This window comes from Rhizobium tibeticum, from assembly GCF_900110205.1.
GTDB lineage: Bacteria > Pseudomonadota > Alphaproteobacteria > Rhizobiales > Rhizobiaceae > Rhizobium > Rhizobium tibeticum.
Genome location: NZ_FOCV01000005.1, coordinates 214,604 through 232,137, shown reverse-complemented (window position 1 = coordinate 232,137; position 17,534 = coordinate 214,604). Strand labels below are relative to the sequence as shown.

Sequence of the window (17,534 nt, the reverse complement as noted above, 5' to 3'; positions counted from 1 at the left end):
GCATGATCCCCGATTTCCTCGTCACCCATTCCGGTGGCTTCCATGCCGATGAAGTGCTGTCCAGCGTCATCCTGACCCGGCTTTTCCCGCAAGCCCGCCTGATCCGCAGCAGGGCGTCGGAGTGGATCACGCCGGGCGCGGACCGCATCATCTATGACGTCGGCGGCGGGTATGACGCCGCAGCGCGCATTTTCGATCACCATCAGCGTGGTGCGCCCCTGCGCGAGGATGGGCAGCCCTACAGCTCGTTCGGTCTGATCTGGAAGCACTACGGCCGCGACTACCTCGTCGCTGCCGGTGTTCCTGAGGCCCACATCGAGGCGGTGCATGCCGCCTTCGATCTAAGCTTCGTGCTGCCGGTCGATCTCACGGACAACGGTGTACTCAGCCCGTCCGGCCCACTGGCCGGGCTGACGCTGCCGGCCCTGCTGGAAACCTTGAAGCCGGCCTTCGACGAGACGGATCCGGAAGCCGAAGATCGCGGATTCCAAAACGCCGTCGCCATTGCCCGCAGTTTCGTCGAGGCGAAGATTGCCAAAGGCGTTGCCAAATTGCGGGCCGAAGCGCTGGTCTTTCAGGCAATCGAGCGTGCCGGTCAAGCGCGCGTTCTGGAACTTCCGACAGGAATGCCTTTCCGTCCCGCCATCGTGAAGGCAGGCGCCGACCACCTGCTGTTTGTCGTTCATCCGCGGGAAAAGGATTGGTGCTTGACCGGCATTCGACGGGCCGAAGAGGGGTTCGAGCTGCGGGCAGACCTGCCCGCAAGCTGGGCCGGCCTGACCAATGGCGATCTTGAGGCCGCTTGCGGCGTGGAGGGCGCAACGTTCTGCCATAACGGCCGCTTCGTCGCCGCCGCCAAGACCCGCCAGGCCGCGTTGGCCATGGCGGAGTTGGCAGTGCAGGAGGTCGTTGCCGTCGGGTCAGGCCGAACGAATGGGGCTGAGGTAGCGTAGCGCTTACCAGTCCCGGCAGTGTTCAGCCGGGACAGCACCGTAGCCGACGGCCGTCTGTTTTGCCTTACGCCGCATTCGCCACGCCTGGCGCTGCCGGCGAACGCTTAGCATCTCCTTCTGCGCGCTGTAATTTTTTGCTGCGTCCTGTCGGATGTCGCGCTACTCCTTCGTCATTCAGGAAGAGGAGTAAGACATGCTTTATGCAATCCTTTGTTATGCGAATGAAGAGACGGTGTTCTCCTGGACCAGCGAGGAGGAGGAGGCCGTGATGGCGAAGCTCTATGCCGTCCAGGCACCATTGGCCGAGCGCGGCAAGCTTGGTCCTGTGGGCCGGCTGATGCCGACGACCGCGGCCACCACCGTGCGCAAGGGCAAGGAAGAGCCGCTTGTCCTCGACGGTCCCTTTGCGGAGACGAAGGAAGCGCTCCTCGGTTTTTACGTGGTTGATTTCGATACTCTGGAGGAGGCGGTCGCGTTCTCGAAGGAGCTGTCTGCGGTCAATCCGGGTTCCACCTCTTATGAAATTCGGCCGTTCTACGTGTTCCGGCCGGGAGCTTCTTCGACATGACAGACATTGCCTGGATCGACGTGACGCTTGCTTCGGCCCGACCGAAGGCGCTTGGTGCGCTGCTCAGATACTTCCGCGATCTCGATATCGCGGAGGAGGCCTTTCAGGAGGCCTGCCTGCGCGCCATCCGCACCTGGCCGGACAAGGGACCGCCGCGCGATCCGACGGCATGGCTGATCTTCGTCGGCCGCAACAGCGGCATCGACGCTGTGCGCAAGCGCTCGAAGACACAGGCGCTTCCCGATGAGGAACTGATTTCCGATACCGGCGACGCCGAAAACGACATTGCCGAACGGCTGGACGATTCCAACTATCGCGACGATATCCTGCGGCTGCTCTTCATCTGCTGCCACCCGGATCTGCCGGCCACGCAGCAGATCGCTTTGGCGCTGCGCATCGTCTCGGGACTTAGCGTGCAGCAGATCGCGCGTGCCTTCCTCGTCAGCGAAAGCGCCATGGAGCAGCGGATCACGCGAGCCAAGGCGCGTGTTGCCAAGGCCGGCGTTCCCTTCGAGACGCCGGATGCGCAGGAACGTGCCGAACGGCTCTCAATCGTCAGCACGATGATCTATCTGATCTTCAACGAGGGCTACAGCCAAGCCGATCCGAAGCACGAGGCCTGCGCTTTCAGCGACGAGGCGATCCGCCTCGCGCGCCTTTTGCTGCGCATCTTTCCCGGCGAGCCAGAGCTGATGGGCCTGCTTGCGCTGATGCTGCTGCAGATTTCGCGGCGTCGGGCCCGCTTTAACCGCGAAAACGATATCGTACTGCTCGAGGATCAGGACCGCTCGCTCTGGAATCGCGAGCTGATCAACGAGGCGCTGGCGTTGCTCGACAAGGCGATCCGTCATCGCCAGCCCGGACCCTACCAGCTGCAGGCAGCGATCGCAGCGCTGCATTCTCGTGCCAAGCGCGCCGAGGATACCGATTGGGAAGAGATCGAGCTGCTTTATCGTGCGCTGGAGCGTGTCCAGCCGTCGCCGGTGATCACGCTCAACCGCGCCGTCGCGGTTTCCAAGCTCAGCGGCCCGCAAGAGGCGCTGGCACTTGTCGAAACACTCGGCGACAAGCTCGACGGCTATTTCTACTACCACGGTCTGCGAGGCGGCCTTTTGAAGCAACTCGGTCGCACCCGTGAGGCGCACGAGGCCTTCGATCGCGCCATTGCGCTTGCTCATTCCGCAGCGGAAGCTGCCCACATCCGCCAGCAGATCGACAGCCTCGTCCACGGGGCGGCGCAACCGATCGCGAAATAATTCTCAAAAGTCATATCCGGTTGTCGGAACCGGAAACCCTCCCACGTCCTTGTAACAACCTGATCAAAAACAGGTTTCGCTCAACAGGAGGAATGCTGAAATGACCGCAGAAGCCCAACACGAACTGGTTCTCGTCCGGCAATTCGATGCCCCGCGCGAGAAGATCTTCAGGGCCTGGACCGATCCTGTGCTGATGAAGGAATGGTTCGTTCCGCGTCCCTGGAGCATTGCAGACGCAAAACTCGACGTGCGTCCCGGCGGCTCGAACCTCATCGTCATGCGCAGCCCCGACGGCCGGGAGTTTGCGAACCGCGGGGTCTATCTGGAGATCGTCGAAAACGAGAAGATCGTTTTCACCGATGCATTCACCAGTGCCTGGGTGCCATCCGAAAAGCCGTTCTTCGTCGGCATCGTCCTGCTCGAAGACCTCGGCAACGGGCGGACGAAATACACCGCAAAGGCCCGACACTGGACGGCGGCCGACAAGGAACAGCACGAGCAGATGGGCTTCCACGAAGGCTGGGGCAAATGCGCCGACCAACTCGCCGAGTTGCTTGCCAGGAGCTGAAACGGGAATCGAAACAGGGGGATAGAGGTATGTCTGCATTCATTGAATCACATGCGGGGCTTCCGCGTTGGCAAACCGTGACCGGCACTGTGATGAGCGGGTTGATCGTTGCCTTCCTCGTTTTCGACGGGGCGATCAAGCTGGTGCCGATCGCGCCGGTCACCGAGACGATGACTGCGCTCGGTTATTCGGGTGATCCGATGCTTGCCCGGGGTCTCGGTATCGTGACGCTGTTGTGCGCACTTCTTTATGCAATCCCGCGGACGTCGGTGCTCGGGGCAATCCTTCTTACGGGTTTGCTCGGCGGCGCGATCGCGACGCATCTGCGGGTGGGAAGCCCGATCTTTTCGCACCTGCTGTTCGGGGTCTATCTCGGGCTGATTGCCTGGGGTGGCCTTTATCTCAGATACGAAGTCCTTCGGAAAATGATTCCATTCAAGGTCTGAAGTCGTTGATTTCAGAGTCGGAATTCCGCCGCGGCCGAGGTCGCGGCGATGCTGTCTATCGATATTCTCGAACGATCGGTTCCAGAATTTGTATTTGCGTTAGGGCTGCGCCATCCTTATCTCCATCAGTGAATTCAACGGGATGCGAGTCATGGAACTAGGCCTCTACACCTTTGCCGACGTGAACCCGGTTCCGAGCCGAAGCAAGGGTGAGGAAGGGGCTGAGCGCCTGAAGCATCTGATCGAGGAAATCGAACTCGCCGACCAGGTCGGGCTCGATGTGTTCGGACTGGGCGAGCACCACCGGCCGGACTATGCCGCTTCCGCTCCCGCCGTCGCCTTGGCCGCCGCTGCCGTGAAAACCAAGAATATCAGGCTGACCAGCGCCGTGACCGTGCTCAGTTCGGATGATCCGGTGCGGGTCTTCCAGCAGTTCGCGACACTCGACCTGCTTTCCAATGGGCGTGCCGAGATCATGGCGGGGCGAGGCTCGTTCATCGAATCCTTCCCGCTCTTCGGCTACAATCTGGAAGACTACGACCAGCTGTTTGCGGAAAAGCTCGACCTGCTGGTGGCCCTTTGCGACAACGAGACGGTCAGTTGGTCGGGCGAATTGCGTGCGCCGATCAATGGGCGCGGGGTTTATCCGCGGCCGCTGCAGGATCCCTTGCCTTTATGGATCGCCGTCGGCGGCACGCCGCAATCGCTGGCGCGTGCAGGCGCGATGGGCTTGCCGGTAGCACTGGCTATCATCGGCGGTGAGCCGCGGCGCTTCGCGCCGTTGTTCGATCTCTACCGCGAGGCGGCGCGCCGGGCCGGGCAGGAGGCGTCGAAGCTCAAGACCAGCATCAACGTGCACGGCTTCATTGCGGATACGACGGACGCTGCCGCGGACCAGTTCTACGGTCCGCAGGCTGAGGTCATGAACCGGATTGGCCGCGAGCGCGGCTGGGGACCGACGAACCGGGCGCATTTCGACATGTCGCGCGGACCCGACGGCGCGCTCTTCGTGGGAGAGCCGGAACTGGTGGCGCAGAAGATCATCGCGCATCACCGACTATTCAAGAATGACCGCTTTCTGCTGCAGATGGCCATCGGCCTGATGCCGCACGACCAGATCATGCGCGGCATCGAGTTGTACGGCACGAAAGTCGCGCCGATCGTCAGAAAGGCATTGACTGAAAGCGACGAAGAGGCGAAAGCCACCGCCTGAAGCTGGAGCATGATGCCGTAAAGGATGAATTGGATTCCGAACGCAGTCGTGCTCTCATCCTGATCGAGAGCCGGCCGACCGGCCGAAAAAGGCCGGGTAGAGATCCATGATCATTGAAAGCGAAGACGAACTCCTCAAGCTGAAGGAAATCGGCCGCATCTGCGCCAATGCCTTGCAGGTGATGAGCGCATCGCTTGAACCCGGCATCACGACGCTGGAACTCGATCAGATCGGCCGTAAAGTGCTGGAGGAAGCCGGTGCGCGTTCCGCGCCCGAACTTTGCTACCAGTTTCCCGGTGCGACCTGCATCAGCGTCAACGAGGAAATCGCCCATGGCATTCCGGGCCAGCGCGTCATTCGTCCGGGGGACCTCGTCAATATCGACGTATCGGCGGAAAAGGACGGTTTCTTCTCCGATACCGGTGCGTCCTTCAGCCTTCCGCCGCACAAGTCGAAGATCGAGAAGCTCTGCCGCGACGGCAAGCGGGCGCTGTGGGTCGGCCTCAACCAGGTGAAATCAGGCGAGCCTCTCGCCAGGATCGGCCAGGCGGTCGGCGCCTTTGCCGTGAAGAACCGCTATACCCTTGTCGCCAATCTGGCGAGCCACGGGATCGGCCGCTCGCTACACGAAGAGCCGGCCGAGCTCTCGACCTGGCCGGATCCATCCGAGAAGCGGATGATAACGGAAGGCCTTGTCTTCACGGTCGAGCCTTTCCTCTCGCTCGGCGCAACATGGGCGGAGGGAGGCGACGATGCCTGGACGCTCTACGCGGACCCGGAGGCACCGACCGTGCAATACGAGCACACGATCGTCGCCACGCGGAATGGTCCTGTCATCCTGACGCTGCCGGAAGGCGGCGCCTGAGGCGTTAGGCGCCCGAACGGCTGCCGGCAAGAATTTCGCCGGCCGCGCGCTCGAGGATGCCGGCGATGCGCTTGGCTTCATCCTTCGACCAGGGATAGCGCAGTCGAAGCGCGGATTTCAGCAACATGCGCGCTGCCGCAACTTCGGTTTTGTCCTCCGGAAAGCCGTCATCGTCTCGTTCGCCAACGCGGCTTTCGGGGTCGAAGATCTTGCGGACATGCGCCATCTTCGAAGCAATCCCCTCCAACTTACCGAGCGTCACGTCGATCATCGTGCGGTTCTCCTCGACGAGCCTGCGGCCGCTCTCGGTGATGCTATAGAGCTTCTTTGCGCCCTCGCTCTCGACATCGGCAAGACCGGTTTCTTCCAGGTAAGTCAGCGCCGGATAGATGACGCCGGGGCTTGGCACATAGAAGCCGCCTGAGCGCTCTTCCAAAAGCTTGATCAGCTCGTAGCCGTGGCGGGGTTGTTCCACCAGCAGGGCCAGAATCACCAGTTGCAAGTCGCCCGAGGCGAATTTCCGCCCCATGCGAAAACCGCCGCCGCCCATCATTCCGCCTCTAAAACCTCTCATGGGTCACTCCTTTGATGTATCTTTCACTATGTCGTAAAACATATATCTTAAGATAATCGCTTTCAAGGAGCGAAGCGATGATTTCGTGCAATTGATCGATCGATCAGAAAATCTTGATTGTCGGCGTCATGCTGCAGCGCGATAAGCAGACCATGTTGGCACGCAACGACACCGTCTGCGAAAACCTGTTCCGAACCGGGCTGGCAGGCGCCATCGCCATGGCCGCCGCCATGGGGTTCGGCCGTTTTTCCTACACGCCGATCCTGCCGAGCATGATCAGCGGCGTGCCGCTATCGGCGGCAGATGCGGGCTTTATCGCCTCAGCGAATTTCATCGGTTATCTCGTCGGTGCCGTTTTTGCCGCCTATGGCTGGGCAACAGGACGCGAGCGCAAGGTCGCGCTCCTTGCTCTTGCGGCAACCGCGGTCCTCCTTGCCGCCATGGCCATGACGACATCCGTTCCAGCCTTTGCCGTCATCCGGTTCCTCGCCGGCGTTGCCAGCGCCTTCGCTCTCGTTTTCAGTTCGCAGATCGTGCTCAGCCACGGCGCGATCGCTGGCAACGACCATGTGCAGGCGGCGCATTTCGGTGGTCCAGGCGCCGGTATCGCGCTCTCGTCCGTCATGGTGCTCCTGATCGGGCTGTTTTATCACGGCAGCGCCGAGGCGTGGCGAGCGTCGTGGATCGGTGGTGCCGTCTATTCGGCAGCCAGTCTGATGGCGGTCTGGTGGTTGCTGCCGGCAGGCCCGGCCGCCGCGGCACAGACCGGCAAGGAACCGCGGATCGTCTGGAGCCCACCGATGCTGCTTGTGACGGCATCTTATGGCCTGTTCGGGTTCGGCTATGTGATCACCGGCACGTTTCTGGTCACGATCGCGCGCTTGGATGCTGCCGGGCCGATCGTTGAGTTTCTTTGCTGGTTCATCGCCGGTCTGACCGCTTCGGTGGCGCTCTTCGCCTGGAAGCCGTTCGTCCGCCCGCTCGGACTGGGGAAGGTGTACGTGGCCGCACTGCTGATCGAGGCGGTCGGCGTGCTGGCAACCGTTCTCCTGCCGCATTCGGTAGCGCCGCTCATCGGTGGCGCGCTGTTTGGTGCAACCTTCCTCGCGATTACCGCCTATGGCCTGCAGATCGGCCGCAAACTGTCCCCGGCCAGCCCGCGCCGGATACTCGCGACGATGACGGCAGCATTTGGAGTCGGGCAGATCATCGGCCCCGTTGTCGCGGGGTGGATGGCCGAGCAAACGGGTAGCTTCACGACGCCGACCTATGCCGCGGCCACGGCGCTGCTGGTGTGCGCGGCGCTGGTGACACCGGTCACCAGGACGTTGTCATAGCGCGTTACAAGTGCGTAACAATGGGGTCAGCCCATTGCCGCTGTTTGCGAACTGCCGTAGTTTTCGCCGCAATTGGTCTGTTTAGAGACTCCGAAGACTCCAGTTCAGGAAAGCAACCTCTCCCGTGTTCGTATCCTACTTCCCCAAGCCTAGTCTCTTCTTCATCTCAGCTGTTGCTTGGGCGCTTCTTGCCGTTCTCTTTTGGTATTTCGTGGGTTCCGGCCTCGGTGCGGTGGTTGGCCTGCCGCCCCTGGCGGCAGGTCAGGAGGCGCCGATTGGTGTGTCTGTCTTCTGGTCGGCCCCGTTCCTGTGGTTCTACATCTACTATGTGTTGGCGGTCGCGCTCTTTGCCAGCTTCTGGTTCACCTATAGCCCGCACCGCTGGCAGATGTGGTCGGTGCTGGGCTCCGCACTGATCATATTCAATACCTATTTCTCGGTTCAGGTGAGCGTCGCCATCAATGCTTGGTACGGACCGTTCTACGATCTCATACAGCAGGCTCTCGCGAAAACGGCACCGGTCACCGCAGCGCAGCTCTACCTCGGCATGCTCGGCTTTGCCGGCATCGCCTTCGTGGCGATCACCGTCGGTGTCCTCAATCTCTTCTTCGTCAGCCACTGGATTTTCCGCTGGCGCACGGCGATGAACGAATACTACATGGCGCACTGGCCGAAACTTCGACACATCGAGGGAGCCTCGCAGCGTGTTCAGGAAGACACGATGCGCTTCTCCTCGACGGTTGAAAGCCTCGGCGTCAGCCTCGTCAGCTCGGTCATGACGCTGATTGCCTTCCTGCCCGTGCTGTTCAAGATCGGCTCCAACATCACCGAGCTGCCGCTGATCGGCGAGGTGCCGCATGCGCTCGTCTGGGCAGCGCTCTTCTGGTCGATCTTCGGCACTGTCTTCCTCGGGCTCGTCGGCATCAAGCTGCCGGGGTTGGAGTTCCGCAACCAGCGCGTCGAAGCATCCTACCGCAAGGAACTCGTCTACGGCGAAGACCATGCCGATCGGGCAACGCCGCCGACGGTCGCCGAACTCTTCGCCAATGTGCGCCGCAACTACTTCCGGCTCTATTTCCACTACATGTATTTCAACGTCGCCCGCATTTTCTATCTGCAGGCCGACAACCTGTTCAGCCTGATCGTGCTCGTGCCGTCGATCGTGGCCGGCAAGCTGACGCTCGGCCTGCTGACGCAGATCAACAATGTCTTCGATCAGGTGCGCGGCTCGTTCCAATATCTCGTCAACTCCTGGACGACGATCGTTGAACTCTTGTCGATCTACAAGCGCCTGCGCACCTTCGAATCCGCGATCGAGGGCGAGCCGCTGCCTGATATCGACCAGCGCTACCTGGAGCGCGAGGCAGGCATCATCCACGCCGACGGCTAACGCTGTCGTTGGGTGAAAACAAACGCCGCGCGTCAGGCTGACGCGCGGCGTTTTTCATGGACTGCAAGCACACGCAAGGGTGTAAGGTGCTGCAATGCTCGCTTACATCTGCGTCTGCGCCAGCAACTTGCCGCGCGCCTCGATCATCGGGATCGCCTCGGAATAGCTGACGCAGGCGACATCGGCGCGGCGACAGACATCGCTGACAAGCCGGTCGAGCGCGCGCCAATAAGCGCCGCCGTTCATCTCCACGAAATGAAAGCCGAGCTGCAGCGGGATGCGGTTGCCTGAATACTGCTTGTCGAATGCCTCCTTGAAGGCCGCATAGGAGCGGTCTTCGAATGCCTTCGAATCGGCCTTGTCCTCAGTGCCGTTGGAGTGTCGAACGAACAGGTTGTAGTCCATGCCGATAATCGGCTTCTCGCGCGGGCCTTCAGGGATCAGCGGCAAGCCGAAGCGGACGATGCCGGCTTCCTCGACCGGAATGGCCGGTCCCTTGGTCACCAGGCTTGCGTCATAGGTGAAGCCAGCCGTCTTCTCCGCAGCGATCATGTCTGCGCCCGGCGTTGCCGAGAGGTAGGGTGCACGAAAGCCACGGATGCCGTGGTCGACCAAGTCCTGCCAGCCGTTCGGCTCTTCGAGATCGACGCTCTTGAAGGCGTTCTTCAGCGTGGCATGGAAGGTCGCGAATTCCTTCGACCAGTCGGCCTCGCTCCACTGCCGCCCGTCGAAATGGCCGCAGGCATGGCTCGAAATGTCGTGGCCCTCAAGGTGGGCGTGCCAGATATTGCCGAGCCGCTCGCGGATTTCGTCGTCGCTCTGGGCGAAGCCGACATTCGACTTGCCCTGTTTCTGGTGCGGTGCCTGATAGGCCTTTTTGGCCGCCTGGTTCATCAGGAAGGTGCAGGAAAGGAAATAGGTGAAATGCGCGCCGTTCTTCGCCGCCATCTCACGGCTTTTCTGCCAGAGCGCATTGTCGTGCGCACCGTCGAACGAGATCATCACCAGCTGCTTCGGCTGGTCGTTGGCGCCCGCTGCGCCGGGAATGAACAAGGAAAGAGCGAGGGAGGCTTTGAAAAACGAATGAAACATGGACACCGCGACAATTTGCGGCTTTCCTGTTACAGAAATGCGGCAAAGCTGCGGTGACACTGGCGTTTTTCGGCGGCTGCGGCTAAGTCTCGGAAAACGCACAGGAGATCGCCATGACATTGCTAATCGTCGGGATCATCATTTTCCTCGGGCTTCATCTGATCCGCGTCATTGCGCCCGGCCTTCGGCAGTCCATGATCGACAGCCTCGGCGAGCGCGGCTGGAAGATCGCTTACTCCATTGTCAGTATCCTCTCGCTGATCTTGCTGATCTACGGCTTTGGTCAGGCCCGCCAGGTGACTGGCATGATCTACACCACGCCGGTATGGATGGCGCACGTCACCCTGACGCTGATGCTGCTCGCCATCATCTGTCTCGTCGCCTCGCTGCTACCGGCGGGGCATATCGCGGTCAAGACCAAGCATCCTATGGTGCTGTCGGTGAAGATCTGGGCTTTCTCACACCTTTTGGCCAACGGCGAGACTTCCTCGGTGCTGCTGTTCGGTGCCTTCCTCGCATGGGGCGTGATCCTGCGCATTGCGCTGAAGCGCCGCGAGCGCGCCGGCGAGCTCACCCTTCGTCCATTCGTCTCGGGAAAGTATGACCTCTATGCCGTGATCATCGGCGTCGTTGCCTGGGCACTCATCACGTTCAAGCTGCACGAGCTGTTGATTGGCGTGGCTCCGATCGTTAACTGACGAATCTTTCCAATCCCCCTTACAACTGCTGAAAAATGGGGTAGAAGGCCCACAATGTGCGTGCAACCCGCATGACGAAGCATATCCGCGGCCGGAGACGAGAATGGCATTCAACGACGACAGCTTCATTCGTGAAGTCAATGAGGAACTGCGTTCCGACCAAGTGAAGGGCGCATGGCGCAGGTTCGGCCGCTACCTCATTGCGCTTGCCGTCCTGATCGTCCTCGGTACCGTCGGCTACAAGGTCTATGAGTATTGGGACGACAACCAGTCCTCCGACACGGGCGACCAGTTCATTGCTGCCATGAAGCTCGCTGACGAGAACAAGAACGACGAGGCGCTGGCCGCGCTCAACAAGCTGGAAAAGGAAGGTCACGGAGCTTACCCGATCCTGGCGCGGATGCGCGCAGCCACCGTGCTGGCGCAGAAGGGCGATACATCAGGTGCCGTTGCCGCCTTCGACGTGATCGGCAAGGACAACGCAGCCCCACAGGCCGTTCGCGATGCCGCCAAGATGCGTGCTGGCTGGCTGCTGATCGAAGGTGGCACCTACGATCAGGTTTCCGCCCATGTCGAGGAAATGGCTGTTCCCGGCAACGCCTTCCGTCACTCCGCCCGCGAGGCACTCGGCCTTGCCGCCTATAAGGCCGGCAACATGACGCAGGCGCGCCAATGGTTCCAGGCGATCGCCGATGATGCGCAGAGCCCGCGCAATGTTGCCAATCGTGCCCAGATGATGCTTGATAACATCACCGCATCCGGCAAGGCGCCCGCCGCACAGGGCTGAATGTAAGGAATTTCAATGAGCTTTACGGTCGCCATCGTCGGTCGCCCGAATGTTGGCAAGTCGACGCTTTTCAACCGCTTGGTTGGAAAGAAGCTGGCCCTCGTCGATGACACGCCGGGTGTCACCCGCGACCGCCGCCCTGGCGATGCGCGGCTCATCGACCTGCGCTTTACCATCGTCGACACCGCTGGCCTTGAGGAGGCCCACGAAGAGAGCCTGCAGGGACGGATGCGCGCGCAGACCGAGGCGGCGATCGACGAAGCCGATCTCTCTCTGTTTGTCGTCGACGCCAAGACCGGTCTGACGCCTGTCGATACGGCGCTCGCCGAAATGCTGCGCCGTCGCGGCAAACCGGTGATACTGGTCGCCAACAAGTCCGAAGCGCGCGGCTCCGACGCTGGTTTCTATGATGCCTACTCGCTGGGCCTCGGGGAGCCCACGCCGATTTCGGCCGAACACGGACAGGGTATGCTCGACCTGCGCGACGCGATCGTTGCGGCGCTTGGCGAGGAGCGTGCGTTTCCACCGAAGGAAGATGTCGCCGTCACTGATGTCGATATCCCGCAGTCGACCGGCGCCGACGACGAGGAAGAGGAAGAGCCGGCTTACGACGACAGCAAGCCGCTGCGCGTGGCCATCGTCGGCCGCCCGAATGCCGGCAAGTCGACGCTGATCAATCGCTTCCTCGGCGAAGACCGACTGCTGACCGGGCCGGAAGCCGGCATCACGCGCGATTCCATCTCCGTCGAGTGGGACTGGCGCGGCCGCATGATCAAGATGTTCGACACGGCAGGAATGCGCCGCAAGGCAAAGGTTATCGAGAAGCTGGAAAAGCTTTCGGTCGCCGATGCGCTGCGCGCCATCCGCTTTGCCGAACTCGTCGTCGTCGTCTTCGACGCGACGATCCCGTTCGAGAAACAGGATCTGCACATCGTCGATCTGGTGCTGCGTGAGGGCCGTGCTGCCGTGCTCGCCTTCAACAAGTGGGACATGATCGAGGATCCGCAGGCGGTTTTGGCCGATCTGCGCGAAAAGACCGACCGGCTGCTGCCGCAGGCGCGCGGCATCCGCGCTGTCCCGATCTCCGGCCAGACGGGGCGTGGTCTCGACAAGCTGATGCAGTCGATCATCGATACGGACAAGGTCTGGAACAAACGCATTTCGACGGCGCGCCTCAATCGCTGGCTGGAACAGCAGCAGGTGCAGCACCCGCCGCCGGCCGTCTCCGGCCGCCGCATCAAGCTCAAGTACATGACGCAGGTGAAGGCGCGCCCGCCGGCCTTCATGATTTCCTGCACGCGTTCGGACGCGTTGCCGGAATCCTATACCCGTTATCTGATCAATGGCCTGCGTGCTGATTTCGACATGCCGAGCGTGCCGATCCGCATCCACTACCGCTCGCCTGACAATCCGTACGAGTCGAAGAAGAGACGGACCTAGTCGGCAGCGGAGTTTAGGCCGTTTTGCGTTGCAGCGCGTCGCGCAGTGCGATGACGTCGGCCCCTAGCCGCTTCAATTCTGCGAATTCCCTGCCTGACGCCTCGGCGATGCAGCGGGGGATGGCAGCCGCACGTTGTCTGAGGTCCCGGCCTTGCCCGGTCAGGCGGATAATGACCACGCGCTCATCGTTCTTGCCACGCTCGCGCTTGATGTAGCCTATCGCTTCCAGGCGCTTAAGAAGCGGGGTGAGGGTGCTCGACTCAAGCAGCAGCTTCTCACCAATGCCGCCGACGGTCTGACCGTCTTCCTTCCAGAGAGTGACCATCACCAGATATTGCGGGTATGTCAGGTCCAGGGCGTCGAGCAGCGGCTTGTAGACGCGGTTCATAGCGTGGTTCGCGGTGTAAAGCGCGAAGCAGACGAAATCGTCGAGGTTCAGATCGTCGCCCATGTCTGTGATCTCCAAAATTACGCAATAATATATCGCGCGATAAATAATCGCAATGAAGTTTTTCGCATGGAAGCTATGCCAAATTTTATATCGTACAATAAATAATCGCACGATAAGTAAATGCATGTTCGCGACGAACCGCAACCGAAAGGACAGAACGATGTCGACCGTAAAGACCGCACTCTGCGCAGCAACCATCCTGGCAGCCACCACCTTCGGCGCCGCTGCCGATCCGGTACTGGAGCCGACGACCCAAAAGTTCATCGACGCGCTGGCCGGGGCCAAGCCGATCTATACGCTGTCTCCGTCCGACGCCCGTGGCGTGCTTGCTGGCGCGCAGAAGGGCGACGTCAAGACGCTTGCGGCGAAGGAAGAAAATGTGACGATCAAGGCCGGTCCGACTGCCAGCATCAAGTTGCGCATCGTTCGTCCGGAAGGGGCGAAGGGCAAGCTTCCTGTCGTGATGTATTTCCACGGCGGCGGTTGGGTTCTCGGCGATGCCGACACGCATGACCGCCTCGTGCGCGAAATCGCCAATGGTGCCAAGGCCGCCGTCGTCTTCGTTGACTACGCGCGCTCGCCGGAGGCGCGCTATCCGATCGCGCTTGAGCAGGCCTACGCCGCCACGAAATATGTCGCCGAGCATGAGACGCAATTCAATGTCGACGCAAGCCGCCTGGCGGTGGCCGGCGATAGCGTGGGCGGCAACATGACGGCGGCAGTCACCTTGCTTGCCAAGGAGCGCGGCGGCCCGGGCGATCGATCAACAGGTTCTCTTCTATCCGGTGACCGACGCCAACTTCGAGACCGGCTCCTACAACCAGTTCGCCAATGGTCCGTGGCTGACGAAGGAAGCGATGAAGTGGTTCTGGAACGCGTATCTGCCCGATGAAGCCAAGCGCAAGGAACCGACTGCTTCACCGCTGCAGGCATCGCTCGATCAGCTGAACGGCCTGCCGCCGGCACTGATCATCACCGATGAGAACGACGTGCTGCGCGACGAAGGTGAGGCCTATGGCCGGAAGCTGAGCCAGGCCGGCGTGAAGGTGACCTCGATCCGCTATAACGGGACGATCCACGATTTCGTGCTTCTCAACGCCATTGCCGAGACACCGGCGGTGCGCAGCGCGATTTCCGTCGCCAACCAGACGCTGCGCGACGCGATCAGGAAATAAGTGGATCAGGTTCCAGACGAGACAGGCCCGGCGGTTTCGCCGGGCTTTTTCGTTCTTGGCAGCGACTTGGCGGCAAATTGCCAAGCCTTTTTCCATTTTGGCGTGATGACGCCATTGGCGGCGCGAATGTTGTTGATGAACTGCGTGGTCGCAGCTTCCCACGAATATTGCAGGGCCAGATCGCGGGCCTTTTCGCGCGAGGCAGACAGAGCCGCCAAGCAGGCTGTCCTCAGCTCGTTGTCGAGTGCGCCGACCTCGTTATCCTCGCCGATGATGTCGAGCGGGCCGGTCACGGGATAGGCAGCGACGGGAACACCGGAGGCGAGCGCCTCCAAAATCGTATTGCCGAACGTATCGGTCAGCGACGGGAAGACGAAGACGTCCGCCTGGGCATAAGCCCCTGCCAGTTCCTCGCCGACCTTCAGACCGGTGAAAAGTACATTCGGGTAGCGCTTCTCGAGTTCGGCGCGGGCGGGTCCGTCACCGACCACGACCTTCGTTCCGGGCAGATTGAGATCCAGAAAGGCCGGAAGGTTCTTTTCCAACGCCACCCGGCCCACCGTCATGAAGATTGGGCGGGCCAGACCGAACGGCGCCTCCTCCAGTGGCATCGGGCGGAACTGGTTCGCGTCGATGCCTCGGCTCCATGGCATCAGGTTTCGGATGCCCTTCTCGGAGAGTTCACGCGCAAGACTGGGGGTTGCGACCATGCAGCCGGCGCCGGAATTGTGGAACCAGCGCACGAAAGCGTAAAGCCAGCTCTTCGGCACGGGCAGGCGCGCCGAGACATATTCCGGAAAGCGGGTGTGATAGCTGGTGGAAAACGGCATGCGGTTCCTCAGGCACCAGCGCCGCGCCGTGAGACCCAGGGGGCCTTCCGTCGCGATGTGAACGTAGGACGGCATGTGTTTTTCGATCTCGCGCGCGACGCGGCGATAATTGGCGATCGAAAGACGAATTTCGGGATAGGTGGGGCAGGGGATGCTGTGAAAGCCCTGCGGCGTCACCATCGCCACTTCGATTCCCATCTTCGCCAGTTCGCGATTGGTGTTCTCGATCGAGCGAACGACGCCATTGACCTGCGGATGCCAGGCATCGCTGACAATAACGAGCCGTTCCGCCACGCCCAACCGAGACACGGCCCGGCCTTCGTCGCTTCCAACATCCGACATCCCTTGCAGCACGCCCCAATTCCATCCATGCCGCACCCGCAATGGCGCCGGCTCAATTCCGGGCGGGCCCGGAGACTCGATTCCCGCGCTTCTCATTCTGGCGGTCGTCGATGATGGAAATATTACAGTCGCATTGCGCCGACAGACTGCGATCTTTTGCGGGGCTCGTTGCTGCTCAGCTCGTCGTCAAGCCGAGCTTTTCGCGTGCGACGAGGGCGCCGTGTTCGCTGACCACGCGAGCGGCGACCTTTGCCGCAAATGCCGCAGCCCCCGGCGCGTCCTTGGTCTCGAGATAGTGCGCGAGAAATGCGCCATTGAAACTGTCGCCGGCACTTGTCGTGTCGACGACCTGCTCGACCTTTTCGGCGGCAACGAAGCTCTCCACGCCATCGAAACTCAGCGTGGCACCCTCGGCACCATTCTTGACGACGACGTCGCTCGCCCCGAGCGTCCGATATCGCTTTATCGTTGCCGATATCGAGACGTCGCCGAAGTGAACGGCCTCGTCATCGAAGCTCGGCAATACGAGGGAGGCGGCGCGCGCGCCTTCGCTGATCGTCGCATGCATCACGTCGTAGCTTGACCAGAGACGTGGGCGGATGTTGGGGTCGAAGGCGACAAGCTTGCCGGCCGCCTTGGCGCGACGGACCTCGGCCAGCAACGTGTCGGCGTCATTGCGTGACAGGATTGCAAGCGTGATGCCAGAGAAGTAGATGACGTCGCAGGCCTCGATCGCCTCACGCAGGAGCTCTGCGTCGGCCGCGAGTTGGCGGGCCGCGGAGTTGTCTCGCCAATAGCTGAAGGAGCGTTCGCCATCCTTCAGGCTGATCATGTAGAGGCCGGGCGCCTTGCCCTTTATGCGCCCTATAAACTCGGTACCGATGTCGGCTTCCTTGAAGAAGGCGATCATCTCATCGGACATAGCGTCGTCGCCGAGCGCGGTAAAATACTCCACCGACCAATCGGCCGGCAGGCAGGCGCGGGCGTACCAGGCGGTGTTCAGCGTATCGCCGGCAAAGCCCTTGCGCAGCAGACCGGCGCCGGCCTGCGAAAGCTCCACCATGCATTCACCGATCGATAAAAAACGCCCGCTCACAGAAAGCCTCCCTGAATTTCCCGCTTCGCTGATACGCGCAGAGCACCTTCCTGACAAGCTACGAACTGGCTGCGGCCGCATCCTTCGGGGAAATTGCCTGAACCGAACAGGACGCGCATATTGCCGACTGGCAGGTTCTCCCGGAGCAAACCGATGCGCGCGGTTACAAGATTTCCTCTGGCTGTGTCGATTGGCGCTGCAGCAATCGTGTCGGCGACGTTGGCTTATGGGCACGGCGGTGGCGGAAAGGGGCGCAAGATGGACTGCGCGACGCTTGCCGTCATGGAGCGCAATGTGACGGGCGGAAAGCTGCCGAGCAAAGACATCAAGAAGCGCGAAAAGATCAGGCGCAAGATGCAGAAGCATGGCTGCGCGGCAGATCCCGGCTGAAGGTTGTTTTTTGTCTCTCCCGCTTTAGTGTGGGCACCATCGGATGATGCAGGAGAGGAACGG

18 protein-coding genes and 1 pseudogene are annotated in these 17,534 nt (G+C 61.3%); 14 read left to right on the top strand and 5 right to left on the bottom strand.

The genetic code is table 11. The features are described from left to right. Positions 1 to 2: 2 nt before the first annotated feature. From BSG20_RS08055 to map, 7 genes are all read left to right on the top strand, one after another. Positions 3 to 953, top strand: coding sequence for an MYG1 family protein (locus BSG20_RS08055; RefSeq protein WP_072373227.1), 951 nt, complete (start codon positions 3 to 5; stop codon positions 951 to 953). A 193-nt stretch (positions 954 to 1,146) separates the two neighbouring features. After that, positions 1,147 to 1,521, top strand: coding sequence for a YciI family protein (locus BSG20_RS08050; RefSeq protein WP_072373224.1), 375 nt, complete (start codon positions 1,147 to 1,149; stop codon positions 1,519 to 1,521). After that, positions 1,518 to 2,777 (top strand): RNA polymerase sigma factor, encoded by a 1,260-nt coding sequence (locus BSG20_RS08045; RefSeq protein WP_072373221.1) that lies wholly within the window; start codon positions 1,518 to 1,520, stop codon positions 2,775 to 2,777. The genes BSG20_RS08050 and BSG20_RS08045 overlap by 4 nt, the downstream gene beginning before the upstream one ends. A gap of 100 nt (positions 2,778 to 2,877) precedes the next feature. Further along, positions 2,878 to 3,345 carry an SRPBCC family protein gene (locus BSG20_RS08040; protein WP_072373218.1) on the top strand — a complete coding sequence of 156 codons (468 nt, stop codon included), beginning with the start codon at positions 2,878 to 2,880 and terminating at the stop codon, positions 3,343 to 3,345. 29 nt (positions 3,346 to 3,374) lie between these two features. Beyond that, entirely contained in the window at positions 3,375 to 3,791 is a 417-nt protein-coding gene (locus BSG20_RS08035) for a DoxX family protein (RefSeq protein WP_072373215.1), read from the top strand. A gap of 151 nt (positions 3,792 to 3,942) precedes the next feature. Beyond that, a complete protein-coding gene (locus BSG20_RS08030) occupies positions 3,943 to 5,004 on the top strand; it encodes an LLM class flavin-dependent oxidoreductase (protein WP_072373212.1) in 1,062 nt (353 codons plus the stop codon). A gap of 106 nt (positions 5,005 to 5,110) precedes the next feature. Further along, entirely contained in the window at positions 5,111 to 5,869 is a 759-nt protein-coding gene (gene map / locus BSG20_RS08025; protein WP_072373209.1) for a type I methionyl aminopeptidase, read from the top strand. Positions 5,870 to 5,873: 4 nt separating this feature from the next. Here map and BSG20_RS08020 read toward each other — a convergent pair whose 3' ends face one another. Beyond that, positions 5,874 to 6,443 (bottom strand): PadR family transcriptional regulator, encoded by a 570-nt coding sequence (locus BSG20_RS08020; RefSeq protein ID WP_072373207.1) that lies wholly within the window; start codon positions 6,441 to 6,443, stop codon positions 5,874 to 5,876. Between the two features lie 128 nt (positions 6,444 to 6,571). Between BSG20_RS08020 and BSG20_RS08015 the strand changes: the two genes are divergently transcribed. Both BSG20_RS08015 and bacA read left to right on the top strand, forming a co-directional pair. After that, the gene (locus BSG20_RS08015; RefSeq protein WP_072373396.1) at positions 6,572 to 7,780 is read left to right on the top strand and encodes a YbfB/YjiJ family MFS transporter; all 1,209 of its coding nucleotides are present in this window, start codon (positions 6,572 to 6,574) and stop codon (positions 7,778 to 7,780) included. Between the two features lie 124 nt (positions 7,781 to 7,904). Continuing rightward, positions 7,905 to 9,170 (top strand): bacteroid development protein BacA, encoded by a 1,266-nt coding sequence (bacA, locus tag BSG20_RS08010; protein ID WP_072373204.1) that lies wholly within the window; start codon positions 7,905 to 7,907, stop codon positions 9,168 to 9,170. Positions 9,171 to 9,272: 102 nt separating this feature from the next. Here the strand turns inward: bacA and BSG20_RS08005 are convergent, their stop codons facing one another. Further along, positions 9,273 to 10,262, bottom strand: coding sequence for a polysaccharide deacetylase family protein (locus BSG20_RS08005; protein ID WP_072373201.1), 990 nt, complete (start codon positions 10,260 to 10,262; stop codon positions 9,273 to 9,275). A gap of 113 nt (positions 10,263 to 10,375) precedes the next feature. On the opposite strand from BSG20_RS08005, the gene BSG20_RS08000 reads away from it, so the two are divergent. From BSG20_RS08000 to der, 3 genes are all read left to right on the top strand, one after another. After that, a complete protein-coding gene (locus BSG20_RS08000) occupies positions 10,376 to 10,960 on the top strand; it encodes an NnrU family protein (RefSeq protein ID WP_072373198.1) in 585 nt (194 codons plus the stop codon). Positions 10,961 to 11,063: 103 nt separating this feature from the next. Beyond that, entirely contained in the window at positions 11,064 to 11,747 is a 684-nt protein-coding gene (locus tag BSG20_RS07995; protein ID WP_072373195.1) for a tetratricopeptide repeat protein, read from the top strand. Between the two features lie 15 nt (positions 11,748 to 11,762). Next, the gene (gene der / locus BSG20_RS07990) at positions 11,763 to 13,187 is read left to right on the top strand and encodes a ribosome biogenesis GTPase Der (RefSeq protein WP_072373192.1); all 1,425 of its coding nucleotides are present in this window, start codon (positions 11,763 to 11,765) and stop codon (positions 13,185 to 13,187) included. A 13-nt stretch (positions 13,188 to 13,200) separates the two neighbouring features. Here the strand turns inward: der and BSG20_RS07985 are convergent, their stop codons facing one another. After that, positions 13,201 to 13,638, bottom strand: coding sequence for a MarR family winged helix-turn-helix transcriptional regulator (locus BSG20_RS07985; RefSeq protein ID WP_072373189.1), 438 nt, complete (start codon positions 13,636 to 13,638; stop codon positions 13,201 to 13,203). Positions 13,639 to 13,798: 160 nt separating this feature from the next. On the opposite strand from BSG20_RS07985, the pseudogene BSG20_RS07980 reads away from it, so the two are divergent. Beyond that, positions 13,799 to 14,813 (top strand): annotated as a pseudogene (locus tag BSG20_RS07980) (alpha/beta hydrolase). Between the two features lie 5 nt (positions 14,814 to 14,818). On the opposite strand, the gene BSG20_RS07975 reads toward BSG20_RS07980, so the two are convergent. Then, positions 14,819 to 15,985 (bottom strand): glycosyltransferase family 4 protein, encoded by a 1,167-nt coding sequence (locus BSG20_RS07975; RefSeq protein ID WP_083539882.1) that lies wholly within the window; start codon positions 15,983 to 15,985, stop codon positions 14,819 to 14,821. Between the two features lie 175 nt (positions 15,986 to 16,160). Continuing rightward, a complete protein-coding gene (locus tag BSG20_RS07970; RefSeq protein WP_072373183.1) occupies positions 16,161 to 17,081 on the bottom strand; it encodes a sugar kinase in 921 nt (306 codons plus the stop codon). A 153-nt stretch (positions 17,082 to 17,234) separates the two neighbouring features. Here BSG20_RS07970 and BSG20_RS07965 point away from each other — a divergent pair, with 153 nt between their 5' ends. After that, entirely contained in the window at positions 17,235 to 17,471 is a 237-nt protein-coding gene (locus tag BSG20_RS07965; protein ID WP_072373180.1) for a hypothetical protein, read from the top strand. Positions 17,472 to 17,534 lie beyond the last annotated feature (63 nt).